Below are 14,704 nucleotides of genomic sequence, written 5' to 3' on the forward strand. Positions count from 1 at the left end.
CGCTTCAGCGTCCGGCATAAAACAGTTTGCCAGTTCCAGTCTGACTCGCGTCAGACGCTCGGTGCGGATGGAGCCGGTCGTCCCATCGCAGTGAAGTAGCGATCAGACCGCTGGCTCGTAGCCAGCGTCGGCGATGGTGTCCGCGATCGCCGACTCGTCGATGGCCGCGTCGTCGTGTTCGACGCGAACCTCATCTGCATCGTGGTTTGCCGTCACGGACGAAACGCCCTCGAGCGACTCGACAGCGTCGATAACGTTTGATTCGCAGCCCCCGCAGGACATACCGGTTACCTCGAGTGTCGTCTGTTCCATACGCGCCGTTTGTGCCAGCTCTGGTTGAACCTTGCGCTCACAGCGGTGGTTCTCTCAGTTGTTGGGTCTACTCGTCCCTGTTTGTCGGCTCTCGTCCCAACTCGGCCGCGACGGCATCGACCTTTTCGGCGGCAGAAACCTCGCGCGTGCGCTTGTCATCTATTTTCAGCACGGTGCTCACACGATCACCGTCGACAGCATCGTGTGCTGCCTGTGCAGCGGCAAAGAGCTCGTCCGTGCTCTCGGCTTCGATCACGGTCCCCATCGGGTTCGTCTCGTACTCGACGTCGTAGTCCTCTAGGGCGTCGACTGCTTTCGCGATCTCCGCGGACATGCTGTCTTCGATCACCGGTGCGACGCTCAGGAGTGCGATGACGGTCATAGTCGTCGTGTCGACCTCACGACCGGTGTCATCCTAAAACCGTCCCCTTCGAACCATGTGGTCACTCACGAGTCTGACTCTGGTTTGCCCGTGACTTTCGGCTTCAAAAACGCACCAGAATACCGCCCACGACTCAGAGACGCGTTAGCGTTGTGGCTGTGGTCGTGGCCGGCCCGCACTCGCCTCCGAGGGCGGGTAGATAATCACGTCACCGTTCGCGTACACGTACACCTCGTGGTCGAGTGCCATGAACGCGACGTGCCCGCCGGATCGCTCGGTGCCATCAGCCTTCGACGCGAACAGCCGGTTGAGCGCGTCTGGATCGACGCTATCGTACAGGGAGAACTCCCCCTGGGAGACGTCGGTGTCCGCAATCGACGAGAGCGCGTGGACGATCGTCGTCGTAATTAACGCGGTCCCGTCGGGGTCGTGCTGGAAGACGTACCGGTCGTTCGTCTGGTCGTACTGGTGGTCGGCCGCGCCGTCTGCGGGTGAGCATTCCGTTTGCATAGGAGAAGTGGTGCGGTCGTCTATACCCTCGTATCCCGTTCTGGCATAAAACTCACTCGGTCGTGATATCGGTTAGCATTCCTGACGAAATGCGTTTCTGACTGGTTGACGTCCGTGGTTCTCTCGTCAGGAGCAGGTGTTGCTGGCCGCACCGTACTCGAGTCGGAACCGGACTGAACAGAGAGCAGAAACAGAACTTACGGCGGATTTAGATGGAGTGCGCTCCGACTGTGTTTGTGAAGCTTGTTGCAGAACACTGTGCTGGTTGGGATTTGAACAACACGAAAACGGTTCTCCTCACTTCGTTGTGCGGGTTGTGACTTCTCTCGTTCAAATCCAAGAATAGCTTCTCTTAACGGGTACTCACACTACTACGCAGTGCTTGTGATGTTGTGTTCGGAGAAATGCGCTGGCTGGGATTTGAACCCAGGTTGTGACCATGGCAAGGTCACGTGATACCACTACACTACCAGCGCCCTGCTGCACTTACATCTACTACCGGATGGATGTATAAGGGTTGCGAATCGATCCGGTAGTGGGTGATGAGTACATACAGCGTAGGTGTGGGTTCTGAGGTGAGCGAAGTAGCTCGTGTCTCACGATCTGGCTCAGATGACAGGCATGCCGATTTTAACGTCGTCAGAACGTTTCGTTTGAATATAGGGGTTCACAACCTGCTGGGTTCAACCGGTGCGTGAGTCTACGGTACCGCCCCAACGTTAGTTTAGGTATTCGTTCACAAACAGCATGAGGGAATGACACAGTAGTCGGCTCTGGGTTGCTCACGAGTGGCCGTAGCCGCCTTCGTCGACTGGTCCGCTGAACACTGAATACAGCATTACGAAGTAACCTACCACGATCGGAAGGATCGTCACGGCGAAAAGGGTATTGAGTTCGAGTGCCAGCGGGGAGACGACGGCGTCGTCGATCAACAGACCTGCGGCGGGATCGACGGCCGGCACCATCGTCCACGCCAGGTAGCCGACGACGGTAACTGTGATAGCTGCACTCACGGCGGCCCAGACGTAGTGCCGTCGGGTTTGAATTGCGATTGCTCCGACGGTACCGAGTAAGAGCGTCACGCTGATCGCGATGAGCGACGCGGTCGTCGACGGGAACGGACCCTGTCCGGGCTCGAACACGGCGACGAACGCTACTGTGACGACGATAAGAAGAACGGTTCCAGCGAGCGCCCATCGTCCTTGACGGCGCATTCTCGCCTGCAACTCGCCGCGAGCCTTGACTCCCATGAAGGCGCTCCCGAGCAGTAGTGATAGGACGACAACGAGCGTACCGACCGCAAGCGCCGGCACCGTGACTGTGGATTCGAGACCGAACCGCCAGTTGGCGGCGAACATACCGATCAGAAACGGCGCAAGGAGGCTCCCGCCGACGAAGAGACCGTCACAGGTTCGTTGCCATTGCTTGTCATCTCGCTCGTCTCTCAGCTTTGAGCCGACGGCCCGACAGATCAACGCTGCAAGGAGGGCGAACACGAGAAGGTAGTGTCTCGAAAGGAGGTTCGCATAGACGACCGGGAAACCGGCGAACAGGACGGTACCAAACAACACCAGCCAGACCTCGTTGGCCTTCCAGACTGGACCGAACGCGGCGAGCATGACCTCGCGGTGGTCTGGGGTTGCCCGCGCGTATAACATTCCAATACCGAAGTCAAAGCCGTCGAGTAGAAGGTAGGTTCCAAACGAAAAGAATACGAGGGCGAACCAGAACAGTGGGAGCCATTCAACGACGTACGCTTCCGGGGAGAGGAATTCGAGCGGCTTATTCATCGGTGACACCCTCTGATTTTGCTGGGTCTGAGCCAGTGTTCGGCTTCGTTGTTGAGTCCGATTTTGCTATTGGCTCCGACTCTAACTCAGATTCTGACTCTGGTTTCGAGTCGCCGTTCCCATCGCTCTTGCGTTCAGTGTTCTCGCGTTCGGTCTGGCGTTCGTCGCGCATGAACCGGGCGACAATGTAGCCAAACAGAACCAGGACAGCGAGATAGCCAACCCCAATTCCGAACAGCGACAGTGTCATTTCAGTCGAGGAGAGGCCGACAGTTGCGCCGTCGCTCGTTTGCAGGACATCTTGAATGAGCCATGGTTGCCGACCGATCTCGGTGACGTACCAGCCGGTAATGAGTGCGACAAAGCCGAGTGGGGATGAGGCCATTAGCGCCTTCAGGTACCGCTCATCTGTGAACAGGTCACCTCGCCACAGCCGGTAGACGCCCCAACACCCAAGGGCGACAAACCAGAACCCGAGTCCAACCATAATCCGGAACGACCAGAAGACGAACGCCACCGGTGGTGACTCGTAATCAAAGTCATTCAGGCCGGTCACCTCGGCGAACGGATCGCCCCCGCTAGCGAGAAACGATGCCATGTACGGAATGCTAATCGTAAACAGGTTCTCGGCCCGTGGATCGGTGAACGCGGACGGATCGGTGGGGATTGCGATAATATGAAGGTCCGCACCCTCAGCACTCTCGTACTGGGCTTCCATCGCCGCAAACTTGTGGGGCTGGGTGTCGTACACGTGGCGGGCATAGAGGTCGCCGTGAATCACTTGAAACACTGATGTCACGAGCAGGACGACGACGGCTACTCGGAGTGCGGTCTGCCACGTTTGGCTGTCACGGTTGCGCCAGACGAAGTACGCGGCAATCCCGGCGATCAGCAGCGTTACTGAGATCAGCGCGGCGTTCTGCATGTGGACGTACATCCAGGGTAACCGGGGATTCAGAAAGGCCGCCAGTGGATCGACGAGCTGTGTCACTTCCATCCCGTTACGTTCAACCAGTTCGTAGCCCCGTGGCGTCTGCATCCAGGAGTTGACCACAAGGATCCAAAATGCTGAGATCCACGCCCCAAGCGTTACGAACACTGCTGACAGCGCGTAGAATCGATCGGAGACACGTTTGCGCCCGAACAGCAATACGCCGAGGAAAACCGCTTCGAGGAAGAACGCCATCTTAGCCTCGAAGGATAGTGGTCCACCAATCATCTCACCGGCGATGGTCGAGAACGTCGCGAAGTTTGTTCCGAACATGAATCCAAGCGGAATACCGGTAGCGGTCCCCATTACGAACCCGACGCCGAACACTTTCGTGAAGAAGGCTCTGAGCCGGGTGTAACGCTCCTCACCGGTCCGGATTTCCTGGACAACGAAGTAGACGAGGAATGGTCCAAGACCGACCGAGAGCGAGGCGAAGATAATGTGAATTGTTAACGCCACAGCGAACTGGATCCGGCCGCCGATGACGGGGTCGATCATCGGACCACCGCCGCTTGAGCAACCCGACAGAACTCGATGGTCAGTGTCCTGCGGAGCCGTACTGTTGGCGCTATCGGGGCCATAATTAGTGGCCTACTCCCGAATACAAATGTTGCCTGGTATAGTCACCGAAATTGAAATATTCTTCCCTTGACTAGTCAACTACCGCGAACGGTACTCCTTAAGTCCGTTTCCTCCTGATCAGTTATGGTGTGAAATAGTACGAATTTTGGCCTGTGAGGGGTTCACAGCCGCAATCGAATCCGCTATTCTTTTAAGACCCTGAGCGCAACACATCGCTACAGTCTAGTGACGCGGTGCCGAAGCGTCACGGCATGACCGTCAGCGTACTCGTGCCGTCGTCGCTCACTCGGGAGGCCGAGGACAAACGCGAGGCAACTCGCAAGCTCGGATACGTCGCCCGCGCGGCGACAATCTTCCGTGTTGACCGCCTCATCGTCTACCCAGACCGGGCAGGCGACACGGGGCGATTCGGCGACGAATTCGTAAGCACCGTCTTGCGATACGCCGCAACGCCCCCCTACCTCCGCAACGAGGCATGGGGGATGCGCGACGAACTGGAGTATGTGGGCGTACTGCCCCCGCTCCGCGCCACGTCACAGACCGGCTCCGAATCAGACGGTTCGGGGTCGTTAAGACAAGGGATCGTGACCGAGGTCGGACCTGATCAACGCGTGCGGGTCAATTGCGGCTTGCAACACCCGATCTCCCTCAACGTACCGCCGAAAATGGCGGTCTCCGTGGGAGAGCGCGTGACTATCAGGATCTCTTCGCGACGACCGGTCCGGGCGAAACTCGTCGACGAGCCCCTCCCGGGGCTTACCGTCGAGCGGACGGACCTTCAGGCGGCTCTCAGCCGTGAGGACGCCGGCGTTCGAATTGCGGCTTCCCGATTCGGTGCAGAACTCACCGTCGGGCGGCTCGGAACGCTGGCCGGACACACAGAACGCGATACTACCCGCGACGGATACACAATCGCGTTCGGTGCGCCCGAAAGAGGGCTGCCTGCCATCCTCGAACTCGAGGATACCACCGTCGAGTCGTTGTCGGCATGGCCATCGTGGCTTGCCGAGGACGAAGACGGAGTCGAACCCACATCGGCAGCCGGCGACGACGATACTGTCGCTGCAGAGACCGATGCAGCCGATCCAGGAGGGTTCGACCTCTGGCTGAACACGGTTCCAGACCAGGGAAGCGACGTCGTGCGAACGGAAGAAGCTCTGTTCGCCACGCTCGCTCCCCTCTCACTCAGAGAGTGATAGAATGCCACAACCAAACGCACCACGCAAAGGCTCACTCGGGTTCGGCCCACGACAGCGCGCCTCCTCGGAGGTTCCGCGCTTTAACTCGTGGCCGGACGACGACGGACAGCCGACGCTCCAGGGCTTCGCGGGCTACAAGGCCGGCATGACCCACGTTGTGATGGTCGACGACAAGTCGAACTCGCCGACCGAGGGAATGGAACAGACCGTTCCCGTCACGATCGTGGAGACGCCGCCAATGCGCGCCGTCGCCCTGCGTGCGTACGAAGACACGCCATACGGTAAGCAACCGGTCACCGAAGTCTGGACCGACGAGTTCGTTCCTGAACTCGACCGCGTCCTCGACCTTCCCGGTGACGACTATGACACCGACGCTGCCGCGGACGAGCTCCGCGGACTCCTCGAGGAGGGACGCGTCGACGACGTTCGCGTCATCACGCATACGGTTCCGGGGGACGTTCCCTCGATGCCGAAGAAGAAACCGGACGTGATGGAGACGCGCGTCGGCGGCGGCTCTGTTGAGGAGCGCGTCGACTACGCCCTCGAACTGGTCGAGGAAGACGGTGGCGAGCACGTCATGAACGACGTGTTCCGCGCCGGCGAGTACGTCGACGCCAGCGGTGTCACCAAAGGAAAGGGGACCCAGGGTCCCGTCAAACGCTGGGGCGTCCAGAAGCGCAAGGGCAAGCACGCCCGGCAGGGATGGCGCCGCCGCATTGGCAACCTTGGCCCCTGGAACCCGTCCCGAGTCCGGTCGACGGTCCCACAGCAGGGACAGACCGGCTACCACCAGCGGACGGAACTGAACAAGCGCCTCGTCGACATCGGCGACGGTGCCGACGCGACGGTCGACGGCGGCTTCGTCAACTACGGCGAAGTCGACGGACCGCACGTGCTGATCAAGGGCTCGCTCCCCGGGCCGAACAAGCGCCTCGTGCGCTTCCGCCCGGCGATCCGACCTGGAGACCAGCCACGCCTCGATCCCGAGGTTCGCTACGTCTCCACCGCATCTAACCAGGGATAACACATGGAAGCAACAGTACGAGACCTGGACGGCTCCGACGCGGGTTCGGTCGACCTCCCGGCGGTCTTCGACACGCAGTACCGCCCGGACCTGATCGCCCGCGCCGTTCGCGTCGCCCAGGCAAACCGCAAACAGGACTACGGTGCCGACGAGTTCGCCGGCAAGCGAACGCCGGCCGAATCGTTCGGCAGCGGCCGCGGCATGGCCCACGTCCCACGACAGGACGGACGCGCACGACGTGTCCCGCAGGCTGTCAAGGGTCGTAAGGCACACCCGCCGAAGGCCGAGAAGGACTGGTCTGAATCGATCAACACGAAAGAGAAGAAACTGGCCGTTCGCAGCGCTATCGCTGCGACGACCGACGCCGAAATCGTCGCCGAGCGCGGTCACGCGTTCGATGACGACGCCGAGATTCCGGTCGTCGTCTCCGACGAGTTCGAAGACCTCCACAAGACGCAGGAGGTTGTCGAGTTCCTCGAGGCAGCAGGCCTCGACGCCGACATCGAGCGCGCAGACGAAGGTCGAAGCGTCCGCGCCGGACAGGGGAAAGCCCGTGGCCGGAAGTACAAGACGCCGACGTCGATCCTCTTCGTCACGTCGAGCGAGACCGGCCCGTCCCGTGCGGCCCGGAACCTCGCTGGCGCAGACGTCGCGACGGCCGCCGAGGTCAACGCGGAAGATCTCGCACCTGGCGCACAGCCAGGTCGACTGACCGTCTGGACCGAAAGCGCACTCGAGGAGGTGGCAGACCGATGAGCACACTGATCGAACACCCGCTCGTGACGGAGAAGGCGATGAACGACATGGACTTCGAGAACAAGCTCCAGTTTGTCGTCAACCCCGACGCCACCAAGCCCGAGATCCGCGACGAAGTCGAAGAGCGCTTCGAGGTCTCGGTCACGGACATTAACACACAGGTAACGATGAAGGGCAAGAAAAAGGCAATCGTCAAACTCGCCGAGGATGACGACGCCCAGGAAGTCGCCTCGCGAATTGGGGTGTTCTAACAATGGGACGCCGCATTCTCGGACAACGACGTGGTCGCGGTACCCCAACGTTCCGTGCCCCGTCGCACCGATACAAGGCGAAGCTCGACCACAAGAAAGAGGAAGACGACGACGTGATTCGCGGGACTGTCGTGGACATCGAACACGACCCCGCCCGCTCTGCACCCGTCGCCGCCGTCGAGTTCGAAGACGGCGACCAGCGGCTCGTGCTCGCCCCCGAGGGTATCTCGGCTGGCGAGGAGCTGCAGGTTGGTGTTTCGGCCGAGATCAAGGCTGGTAACACGCTCCCACTCGCAGAGATTCCGGAGGGTGTCCCGGTCTGTAACGTCGAGGCCAACCCGGGCGACGGCGGTAAGTTCGCCCGTTCGTCGGGTGTCAACGCGGACCTGATCACCCACGACCGCAACGCTGCGGTCATCCAGCTCCCAAGCGGCGAGGTCAAGCGCCTCGATCCGCAGTGTCGTGCAACCATCGGCGTCGTCGCCGGTGGCGGTCGCACGGAGAAGCCGATGGTCAAGGCAGGGAACAAGTACCACAAAATGAAGGCCCGAGGCACGAAGTGGCCTCGCGTCCGTGGTGTTGCGATGAACGCCGTCGACCACCCATTCGGTGGTGGCGGCCGCCAGCACCCCGGCAAACCGAAGTCCGTCTCGCGGGATGCCCCGCCAGGACGGAAGGTCGGTGACATCTCCTCGCGCCGTACCGGACGAGGTGGAAACAAATGAGTCAGGAGTACCGAACCGGCCGTGAGGGTGAGGAGTTCACCTACCGCGGTCACACGCTCGACGAGCTGCAGGATCTGGAGCTCGAAGAGGTTGCGGAACTGCTGCCCGCACGCAAGCGGCGAAGTATCACGCGCGGTCTCTCTGTCGAGAAGCAGAAGCTGCTGGAGAAGGCCCGCGGTAAAGACGAGCAGGAGACGGCAAACGCGCCGATCCGAACGCACCTGCGCGACATGCCGGTGCTGCCGGAGTTCGTCGGGCTGACCTTCGAGGTCTACAACGGCCAGTCCTTCGAGCGCGTTCGCGTCGAGCCCGAGATGATCGGACACTATCTCGGCGAGTTCCAGCTCACCCGAAATTCCGTCGAACACGGACAGGCAGGGATTGGTGCAACTCGCTCGTCGAAGTTCGTCCCACTGAAGTGATCCACGCATGGGAATCAACTACTCAGTCGACGCGGACCCGAACACGACCGCGAAAGCGATGCTTCGGGAGCGTCACATGAGCCACAAGCACAGCAAGGAGATCGCCCGCGAACTCAAGGGCCGAACCGTCGGCAACGCGCAGGCGTACCTCCAGGACGTCATCGACGAGAAGCAGTCGGTACCGTTCAAGTCGCACAACACTGGTGCCGGCCACCGATCTGACATCGAAGGCTGGGACGCGGGTAAGTACCCAGAGAAGGCCTCGGAGGCCTTCCTCGACCTGCTCGAGAACGTTGCAGCCAACGCCGACAGCCAGGGATTCGACGGTGAATCCATGGAGATCGCACACGTCGCCGCCCACAAGGTCGGCGAATCGGTCGGTCGCAAGCCCCGTGCGATGGGGCGTGCCTCGGCGTGGAACACGCCGCAGGTCGACGTCGAGATCGTCGTCGAAGATGTCGACGAGACTGCCGAGGATACTGAGGACGCGGAGGGTGACAACTAATGGCTGACGAACACCAGTTCATCGAAAACGGCCTGCAGCGGTCCCAGATTGACGAGTTCTTCCAGGAAGAACTCGGCCGCGCTGGCTACGGTGGCATGGACGTCGCCAAGACGCCGATGGGAACCCAGATCGTCCTCAAGGCAGAGAAGCCCGGGATGGTCATCGGCAAAGGTGGCGAGAACATCCGGAAAGTGACGACCGCACTCGAGGAGAAGTTCAATCTCGAGGACCCACAGATCGACGTGCAGGAGGTCGACGAACCTGACCTGAACGCACGCATCGTTGCGGACCGTCTCGCGAACGCACTCGAGCGCGGTTGGTACTTCCGAAAGGCCGGTCACACGACGATCGACCGGATCATGGAAGCCGGTGCGCTCGGCGCAGAGATCGTCCTCTCCGGAAAGGTCACGGGTGCACGCTCGCGCGTGGAGAAGTTCAACCGTGGCTACATCAAGCACAACGGCGAGCCTGCAGAGGAAATCGTCGACGAGGGCCAGGGAACGGCCGTCATGAAGCTTGGTACGATCGGTGTTACGGTGAAGATTATCCCGCCGAACGCCGAGCTGCCAGACGATTTCCAGATTCACGAGGACATGGATCCGGAAGAGCTCGTCCCCGAAGCCGTCGAGGCCAACGAGGCCGAAGGTGTCGAGGAGCTTCTCGAGGGCGAACCCGAGGAGGCCGAGGCAGCCGACGATGGCGTCGAAGCTGCAGCCGACGAGACTGTCGAGACCGCAGCGGACGACGAAGCGGAACTCGACGAGGAAGTCGTCGAAGAAGTCATCGAAGAGGAAGTTGCGGCTGACGATGACGACTCCGATGCAGATGACGACGCCGACGCTGACGCCGATGCTGACGCTGACGACGAAGACCTCGAGGAACTCGAGGAGGACGTCGAAGCAGAGGCTGAGGAACTTGTCGAGGAGATGGAAGCGGACGCTGACGCCGACGCCGACGCTGACGCTGACGACGAGGGAGGTGACGCCTGATGGCAATTCTCCACGTCGAAGAAATCCGCGACATGACGCCAGCCGAACGCGAGGAGGAACTCGAGGAACTCGAGACGGAACTGCTGAACCAGAAGTCCGTCCTCGCCGCCGGTGGTGCGCCGGAGAATCCTGGCCGAATCGGTGAACTCGGTCGGACGATCGCGCGGATCAAGACGGTCCAGCGTGAAGAGGGCGATCTCGAATGAGATCGAGTATCCGAACGGGCGCAGCCCGTGAGGAAGGCGACCTCGACGACGAATAACAGAGAGAGATTACAATGGCACTGACACCCGAGACACTGCCGCGACACGAACTCAACGGACTGCCGGTCCGCGTCGTCGAGAGTGACGACGACGCCCGCGAGGGACTCGAGGGGCGGGTCGTCATCGAGACGACCAACACCCTCTCGATAGAAGTTCGACGCAACGGCGAGTCTCGGGTCGTCATGGTGCCAAAGTCGGGCTCGGTATTCGAGTTCGCGATCACAGATGAAGCCGCCGACTCCGGGAAGGAGTCGGGGACCACGTCCAAACTGGCCGACACTCAACCTGCGGAGACCGAGCAATCGGATGTCGCAGACCGAGCTGGCGAGGGCGTGGCCTACGTTACGGTCGATGGATCGCGGCTGCTCTCACGACCCGCCCGACGCACGGAAACAAGTGGTGACTCACCATGGCAATAGGACTAGACGTTGAAACCCCTCCGGAACCAGCAAACCCGGAGGAATACGACTACGAGAAGTGTCCGTTCTACGGCGAGCTCTCCGTTCGAGGTCAGATCCTCGAAGGACAGGTCGTCTCGACGGACATGGACAAGACCGTAGTCGTCGAACGAGAGTACGATGTAGCGGTTCCGAAGTACGACCGCTACATGAAGCGACGCTCGCGCATTCCGGCACACGTGCCAGGCGTGCTCGAGCCGCTCTCGGTCGGTGACACGGTCAAGATCGCAGAGACCCGACCACTGTCGAAGACGAAATCGCACGTGGTCGTCGAAGTAACTCAGGAAGCGACTGCCGAGGACGTGGCAGCGCTGACCGGCGAGAGCGAGCCGGACCCACAGCTGTCCGCCGATGATCTCGGCGGTGAGGACGCTGAGGACGAAGGTGATGCCTGATGGAGGCAATGAAAGCCGACGTCACCCAGGGACTCAAGAAGGGCTCGCTCGTGACGTGTGCCGACAACACCGGCGCACGTGAGCTGAAGGTCATCAGCGTCTCGGGCTACCACGGCACCAAGAACCGCCAGCCGAAGGCGGGACTCGGTGACAAGGTTACGGTCTCCGTGACCAAGGGTACCCCAGAGATGCGCCGCCAGGTTCTCGAGGCCGTCATCGTCCGCCAGCGGAAATCGATCCGCCGACCGGACGGCACGCGCCTGAAGTTCGAGGACAACGCGGCGGTCATCATCGACGAGAACGAAGAGCCCCGCGGTACGGAGATCAAGGGGCCGATCGCCCGCGAAGTCGCAGAGCGCTTCGGAGCAATCGCATCTACCGCGACGATGATCGTCTAAGAATAGTTATGAGCAAACAACCACACAAACAGCGAACCCAGACGGAGCGTGCGCCGCTGCACAAGCGACAGAAGCAGCTTCACGCGACGCTCTCCGACGAACTCCGCGAGGAGTACGACACTCGTCGAACCCGCGTCAACGCGGGGGACATGGTCGAGGTTATGCGCGGTGACCACGCTGGCGAGGAAGGTGAAGTGCTTCGAGCGATCCTCGAAGACGGCACCATCCACGTCGAGGAGGTCACGGTCGAGACGGCAGACGGCGAAGAGGTGCCACGGCCGCTCGACCCATCGAACGTTCGCATCACCGAACTCGACCTCGAAGACGAGCGTCGTGAAGCACGCCTCGAAGGCGATGCAGACGACGCAGAAGGTGATAGTGAATGACGAAACACCAGAAACGACTGTCAGTACCGAAGTCCTGGCCGGTCGAGCGCAAGACTGACGTCTTCACGGTCAAGGCCGGCGCTGGTCCCCACGGCGAAGAGGGTGTTCCCCTCGTCGTCCTCCTGCGGGACGTACTCGGCTACGTGGACTCGAAGAAGGAAGCCCGATACGCGCTGTCCGAGGATTCGATCCTCGTCAACGGCGAACCGATCAACGACGAACAGCGTCCGATCGGTATCTTCGACATCATTGCGTTCCCCGGTCGCGAGGAGTTCTATCGTGTCTTCCCCGACGAGGGAGGCCGCCTCGCACTGACCGAGATCGACGCCGAATCGGCAGACAGCCGCCTCGGCAAGATCGCGGGCAAGCAGCAGATCCCGGGTGGCGACACTCAGCTGACGCTGCACGACGGAACGAACGTCCTCATCGACGAGGACGACTACAGTGCCAAGGACTCGATCGTCGTCGACAACGACGACAAGTCGATTGCTGCCCACTTCCCGTACGAAGAGGGCGCGCTCGTGACGGCCGTCCGTGGCAACCACGGCGGCAAGATCGGCGAGATCGCAGAGATCGAGGTCACCCAGAGCAGCGGTTCGAACATCGTCACCGTAGAAACGGACGACGGTGCGTTCGAGACCGTCGAGGAGTACGTCGTTGTCATCGACGAGAACTTCACGGGTGATGATGAATGAGCGAAGCCGACAGCGGATTCCACGAGATGCGCGAACCGCGCGTCGAGAAGGTCGTCGTCCACATGGGCGTCGGTCAGGGTGGTCGCGAACTCGGCAAGGCAGAAGACATCATCGAAGAAGTCACCGAACAGCAGAGTGTCCGCACGCAGGCAAAGCGGACCGAGCCTGACTTCGGTATCCGTCAGGGCGACCCGATCGGTACGAAGGTCACCCTTCGGGGGACCGACGCGTACGACTTCCTCGAGAAGGCACTGCCGCTCGCGACACTGTCCGCGACGCAGTTCGATGATACGGGCAACTTCAGCTTCGGCGTCGAGGAACACACCGAGTTCCCGAGCCAGGAGTACGACCCAAACGTCGGGATCTACGGCATGGACGTTACCGTCAACCTGGTCCGCCCAGGCTACCGCGTCGCCAAGCGCGACAAGGCAAGCCGTTCGATCCCGTCGGGTCACCGACTCACCCCCGAGGACGCAATTGCGTTCCTCGAGGCGAACTTCGACGTAGACGTCTCCACGGAGGACGACGATGAGTGAAAGCGAACAGGGACCGGAAACCGAATCGGAAGCGACTGACGCAGGCGACCGCACCGGAGAGCACGCCGCAAAGCGCACCGGACAGGAAGCGGCCTGTCAGCGCTGTGGCCGCAAACAGGGGCTTGTCGGCAAGTACGACATCAACCTCTGTCGCCAGTGCTTCCGCGAGATCGCCCGCGACATGGGATTCAAGAAGTATCGATAATATGACTGGAAACGATCCACTCAGCAACGCGCTCTCGGGACTCGACAACGCCGAGAGCGTGGGGCATCTCACCCACGAGGTAACACCCGCCTCGAACGAGATCGGCAGCGTACTCGAGGTCTTCTACGACCGCGGGTACATCGACGGCTTCGAGTACGTCGACGACGGTAAAGCCGGTCAGTTCGAGGTCGAACTGAAAGGAGCGATCAACGAGTGTGGCCCCGTCAAGCCCCGCTACAGCGCCGGTGCCGAAGACTTCGAGAAATGGGAGAAGCGATTCCTCCCGGCTCGAGACTTCGGTGCGCTGGTCGTCACGACGAGTGACGGCATCATGAGCCACTACCAGGCTCGCGAGAAGGGGATCGGCGGCCAGGTGATCGCATACGTCTACTAACCATGCGAGTTGAACTGGACATCCCCGACAACGTAACCGTCGAGATCGACCACCTCGACGTCACCGTCGACGGACCGGAAGGCAGCGTTACCCGCCGCCTCTGGTACCCCGACGTGACCGTCGATGTGGAGGACGACACCGTGGTCATCGAAAGCGACGCCGAGGACGCGAAAACGAACGCGACCGTCGGCACCTTCGAGAGCCACATTTCGAACGCCTTCCACGGCGTGACCACCGGCTGGGAGTACAAGATGGAAGTCTTCTACTCTCACTTCCCGATGCAGGTCCGCGCCGAAGGCGACGAAGTCGTCATCGAGAACTTCCTCGGCGAAAAGGCAGCGCGACGTACGACTATCCACGGTGACACCAACGTCTCCGTCGACGACGAACGCCTCGTCCTCTCCGGTCCGAACAAGGAGGACGTCGGCCAGACGGCGGCAGACATTGAGCAATTGACGAAAGTCAAGGGCAAGGACACCCGCGTCTTCCAGGACGGGGTCTACATCACCGAAAAACCCGCCGCAGGAGGTGCCTGA

The 14,704-nt window shown here is 61.1% G+C and carries 23 protein-coding genes and 1 tRNA gene; 18 read left to right on the forward strand and 6 right to left on the reverse strand.

The features are described 5' to 3' along the window. Positions 1-102 precede the first annotated feature (102 nt). The 6 genes from C482_RS12435 to C482_RS12460 form a co-directional block, all read right to left on the reverse strand. Positions 103-312, reverse strand: coding sequence for a heavy-metal-associated domain-containing protein (locus tag C482_RS12435; protein ID WP_006167976.1), 210 nt, complete (start codon positions 310-312; stop codon positions 103-105). A 67-nt stretch (positions 313-379) separates the two neighbouring features. Next, the gene (locus tag C482_RS12440) at positions 380-694 is read right to left on the reverse strand and encodes an MTH1187 family thiamine-binding protein (protein ID WP_006167977.1); all 315 of its coding nucleotides are present in this window, start codon (positions 692-694) and stop codon (positions 380-382) included. A 144-nt stretch (positions 695-838) separates the two neighbouring features. Further along, complete coding sequence (locus tag C482_RS12445) at positions 839-1,204, reverse strand: HalOD1 output domain-containing protein (protein WP_006167978.1); 366 nt, start codon at positions 1,202-1,204, stop codon at positions 839-841. A 405-nt stretch (positions 1,205-1,609) separates the two neighbouring features. Further along, positions 1,610-1,680: transfer RNA gene (locus C482_RS12450), tRNA-Gly, on the reverse strand. Between the two features lie 306 nt (positions 1,681-1,986). Beyond that, positions 1,987-2,994 carry a cytochrome d ubiquinol oxidase subunit II gene (locus tag C482_RS12455; RefSeq protein ID WP_006167979.1) on the reverse strand — a complete coding sequence of 336 codons (1,008 nt, stop codon included), beginning with the start codon at positions 2,992-2,994 and terminating at the stop codon, positions 1,987-1,989. Continuing rightward, positions 2,987-4,483, reverse strand: coding sequence for a cytochrome ubiquinol oxidase subunit I (locus C482_RS12460; RefSeq protein WP_006167980.1), 1,497 nt, complete (start codon positions 4,481-4,483; stop codon positions 2,987-2,989). Before C482_RS12460 ends, C482_RS12455 begins: the two co-directional genes overlap by 8 nt. A gap of 335 nt (positions 4,484-4,818) precedes the next feature. Between C482_RS12460 and C482_RS12465 the strand changes: the two genes are divergently transcribed. The 18 genes from C482_RS12465 to C482_RS12550 all read left to right on the forward strand — a co-directional run bounded on the left by C482_RS12465 (position 4,819) and on the right by C482_RS12550 (position 14,704). Beyond that, complete coding sequence (locus C482_RS12465) at positions 4,819-5,763, forward strand: putative RNA uridine N3 methyltransferase (RefSeq protein WP_006167981.1); 945 nt, start codon at positions 4,819-4,821, stop codon at positions 5,761-5,763. Positions 5,764-5,767: 4 nt separating this feature from the next. Then, positions 5,768-6,790, forward strand: coding sequence for a 50S ribosomal protein L3 (locus tag C482_RS12470; RefSeq protein WP_004213651.1), 1,023 nt, complete (start codon positions 5,768-5,770; stop codon positions 6,788-6,790). Between the two features lie 3 nt (positions 6,791-6,793). Further along, positions 6,794-7,546, forward strand: coding sequence for a 50S ribosomal protein L4 (rpl4p, locus tag C482_RS12475; protein ID WP_006167982.1), 753 nt, complete (start codon positions 6,794-6,796; stop codon positions 7,544-7,546). Continuing rightward, positions 7,543-7,797, forward strand: coding sequence for a 50S ribosomal protein L23 (locus C482_RS12480; protein WP_004213654.1), 255 nt, complete (start codon positions 7,543-7,545; stop codon positions 7,795-7,797). Before rpl4p ends, C482_RS12480 begins: the two co-directional genes overlap by 4 nt. Before the next feature lie 2 nt (positions 7,798-7,799). Beyond that, positions 7,800-8,522, forward strand: coding sequence for a 50S ribosomal protein L2 (locus C482_RS12485; protein ID WP_006167983.1), 723 nt, complete (start codon positions 7,800-7,802; stop codon positions 8,520-8,522). After that, a complete protein-coding gene (locus C482_RS12490) occupies positions 8,519-8,944 on the forward strand; it encodes a 30S ribosomal protein S19 (protein ID WP_006167984.1) in 426 nt (141 codons plus the stop codon). The genes C482_RS12485 and C482_RS12490 overlap by 4 nt, the downstream gene beginning before the upstream one ends. Positions 8,945-8,951: 7 nt before the next feature. Beyond that, on the forward strand, positions 8,952-9,449 hold the full coding sequence (locus C482_RS12495; RefSeq protein ID WP_006167985.1) for a 50S ribosomal protein L22: 498 nt from the start codon (positions 8,952-8,954) through the stop codon (positions 9,447-9,449). Then, on the forward strand, positions 9,449-10,438 hold the full coding sequence (locus C482_RS12500) for a 30S ribosomal protein S3 (protein ID WP_006167986.1): 990 nt from the start codon (positions 9,449-9,451) through the stop codon (positions 10,436-10,438). Before C482_RS12495 ends, C482_RS12500 begins: the two co-directional genes overlap by 1 nt. After that, positions 10,438-10,644 (forward strand): 50S ribosomal protein L29, encoded by a 207-nt coding sequence (gene rpmC, locus C482_RS12505; RefSeq protein WP_006167987.1) that lies wholly within the window; start codon positions 10,438-10,440, stop codon positions 10,642-10,644. Before C482_RS12500 ends, rpmC begins: the two co-directional genes overlap by 1 nt. A gap of 71 nt (positions 10,645-10,715) precedes the next feature. Next, positions 10,716-11,120: a ribonuclease P protein component 1 gene (locus tag C482_RS12510; RefSeq protein WP_006167988.1), complete on the forward strand. Its 405-nt coding sequence runs from the start codon at positions 10,716-10,718 to the stop codon at positions 11,118-11,120. After that, entirely contained in the window at positions 11,111-11,554 is a 444-nt protein-coding gene (locus C482_RS12515) for a 30S ribosomal protein S17 (RefSeq protein ID WP_004213667.1), read from the forward strand. Before C482_RS12510 ends, C482_RS12515 begins: the two co-directional genes overlap by 10 nt. Then, positions 11,554-11,952 carry a 50S ribosomal protein L14 gene (locus C482_RS12520; RefSeq protein WP_004213668.1) on the forward strand — a complete coding sequence of 133 codons (399 nt, stop codon included), beginning with the start codon at positions 11,554-11,556 and terminating at the stop codon, positions 11,950-11,952. The genes C482_RS12515 and C482_RS12520 overlap by 1 nt, the downstream gene beginning before the upstream one ends. Before the next feature lie 8 nt (positions 11,953-11,960). Then, the gene (gene rplX / locus C482_RS12525) at positions 11,961-12,338 is read left to right on the forward strand and encodes a 50S ribosomal protein L24 (RefSeq protein ID WP_004213670.1); all 378 of its coding nucleotides are present in this window, start codon (positions 11,961-11,963) and stop codon (positions 12,336-12,338) included. Next, positions 12,335-13,033, forward strand: a complete 699-nt coding sequence (locus C482_RS12530; RefSeq protein ID WP_006167989.1) for a 30S ribosomal protein S4e — start codon at positions 12,335-12,337, stop codon at positions 13,031-13,033. The genes rplX and C482_RS12530 overlap by 4 nt, the downstream gene beginning before the upstream one ends. Then, positions 13,030-13,569, forward strand: coding sequence for a 50S ribosomal protein L5 (locus C482_RS12535; RefSeq protein WP_006167990.1), 540 nt, complete (start codon positions 13,030-13,032; stop codon positions 13,567-13,569). Before C482_RS12530 ends, C482_RS12535 begins: the two co-directional genes overlap by 4 nt. After that, on the forward strand, positions 13,562-13,774 hold the full coding sequence (locus tag C482_RS12540; protein WP_004213682.1) for a 30S ribosomal protein S14: 213 nt from the start codon (positions 13,562-13,564) through the stop codon (positions 13,772-13,774). Before C482_RS12535 ends, C482_RS12540 begins: the two co-directional genes overlap by 8 nt. Before the next feature lies 1 nt (position 13,775). After that, positions 13,776-14,168 carry a 30S ribosomal protein S8 gene (locus tag C482_RS12545; RefSeq protein ID WP_006167991.1) on the forward strand — a complete coding sequence of 131 codons (393 nt, stop codon included), beginning with the start codon at positions 13,776-13,778 and terminating at the stop codon, positions 14,166-14,168. 2 nt (positions 14,169-14,170) lie between these two features. Further along, positions 14,171-14,704 carry a 50S ribosomal protein L6 gene (locus C482_RS12550; RefSeq protein ID WP_006167992.1) on the forward strand — a complete coding sequence of 178 codons (534 nt, stop codon included), beginning with the start codon at positions 14,171-14,173 and terminating at the stop codon, positions 14,702-14,704.

The sequence above is a fragment of the Natrialba chahannaoensis JCM 10990 genome, assembly GCF_000337135.1.
Taxonomy (GTDB): domain Archaea; phylum Halobacteriota; class Halobacteria; order Halobacteriales; family Natrialbaceae; genus Natrialba; species Natrialba chahannaoensis.

Excerpts from the sequence above, each read along its gene's own strand:
- C482_RS12535 (WP_006167990.1), top strand. The coding sequence starts at position 13,030 with ATGAGCGAAGCCGACAGCGGATTCCACGAGATGCGCGAACCGCGCGTC.
- C482_RS12540 (WP_004213682.1), top strand. The coding sequence starts at position 13,562 with ATGAGTGAAAGCGAACAGGGACCGGAAACCGAATCGGAAGCGACTGAC.
- C482_RS12495 (WP_006167985.1), top strand. The coding sequence starts at position 8,952 with ATGGGAATCAACTACTCAGTCGACGCGGACCCGAACACGACCGCGAAA.
- C482_RS12545 (WP_006167991.1), top strand. The coding sequence starts at position 13,776 with ATGACTGGAAACGATCCACTCAGCAACGCGCTCTCGGGACTCGACAAC.
- C482_RS12440 (WP_006167977.1), bottom strand. The coding sequence starts at position 694 with ATGACCGTCATCGCACTCCTGAGCGTCGCACCGGTGATCGAAGACAGC.
- C482_RS12455 (WP_006167979.1), bottom strand. The coding sequence starts at position 2,994 with ATGAATAAGCCGCTCGAATTCCTCTCCCCGGAAGCGTACGTCGTTGAA.
- rpl4p (WP_006167982.1), top strand. The coding sequence starts at position 6,794 with ATGGAAGCAACAGTACGAGACCTGGACGGCTCCGACGCGGGTTCGGTC.
- C482_RS12485 (WP_006167983.1), top strand. The coding sequence starts at position 7,800 with ATGGGACGCCGCATTCTCGGACAACGACGTGGTCGCGGTACCCCAACG.
- C482_RS12520 (WP_004213668.1), top strand. The coding sequence starts at position 11,554 with ATGGAGGCAATGAAAGCCGACGTCACCCAGGGACTCAAGAAGGGCTCG.
- C482_RS12465 (WP_006167981.1), top strand. The coding sequence starts at position 4,819 with ATGACCGTCAGCGTACTCGTGCCGTCGTCGCTCACTCGGGAGGCCGAG.
- C482_RS12500 (WP_006167986.1), top strand. The coding sequence starts at position 9,449 with ATGGCTGACGAACACCAGTTCATCGAAAACGGCCTGCAGCGGTCCCAG.
- C482_RS12435 (WP_006167976.1), bottom strand. The coding sequence starts at position 312 with ATGGAACAGACGACACTCGAGGTAACCGGTATGTCCTGCGGGGGCTGC.
- C482_RS12480 (WP_004213654.1), top strand. The coding sequence starts at position 7,543 with ATGAGCACACTGATCGAACACCCGCTCGTGACGGAGAAGGCGATGAAC.
- C482_RS12515 (WP_004213667.1), top strand. The coding sequence starts at position 11,111 with ATGGCAATAGGACTAGACGTTGAAACCCCTCCGGAACCAGCAAACCCG.
- C482_RS12445 (WP_006167978.1), bottom strand. The coding sequence starts at position 1,204 with ATGCAAACGGAATGCTCACCCGCAGACGGCGCGGCCGACCACCAGTAC.
- C482_RS12460 (WP_006167980.1), bottom strand. The coding sequence starts at position 4,483 with ATGATCGACCCCGTCATCGGCGGCCGGATCCAGTTCGCTGTGGCGTTA.
- rpmC (WP_006167987.1), top strand. The coding sequence starts at position 10,438 with ATGGCAATTCTCCACGTCGAAGAAATCCGCGACATGACGCCAGCCGAA.
- C482_RS12550 (WP_006167992.1), top strand. The coding sequence starts at position 14,171 with ATGCGAGTTGAACTGGACATCCCCGACAACGTAACCGTCGAGATCGAC.
- C482_RS12510 (WP_006167988.1), top strand. The coding sequence starts at position 10,716 with ATGGCACTGACACCCGAGACACTGCCGCGACACGAACTCAACGGACTG.
- C482_RS12530 (WP_006167989.1), top strand. The coding sequence starts at position 12,335 with ATGACGAAACACCAGAAACGACTGTCAGTACCGAAGTCCTGGCCGGTC.
- rplX (WP_004213670.1), top strand. The coding sequence starts at position 11,961 with ATGAGCAAACAACCACACAAACAGCGAACCCAGACGGAGCGTGCGCCG.
- C482_RS12490 (WP_006167984.1), top strand. The coding sequence starts at position 8,519 with ATGAGTCAGGAGTACCGAACCGGCCGTGAGGGTGAGGAGTTCACCTAC.
- C482_RS12470 (WP_004213651.1), top strand. The coding sequence starts at position 5,768 with ATGCCACAACCAAACGCACCACGCAAAGGCTCACTCGGGTTCGGCCCA.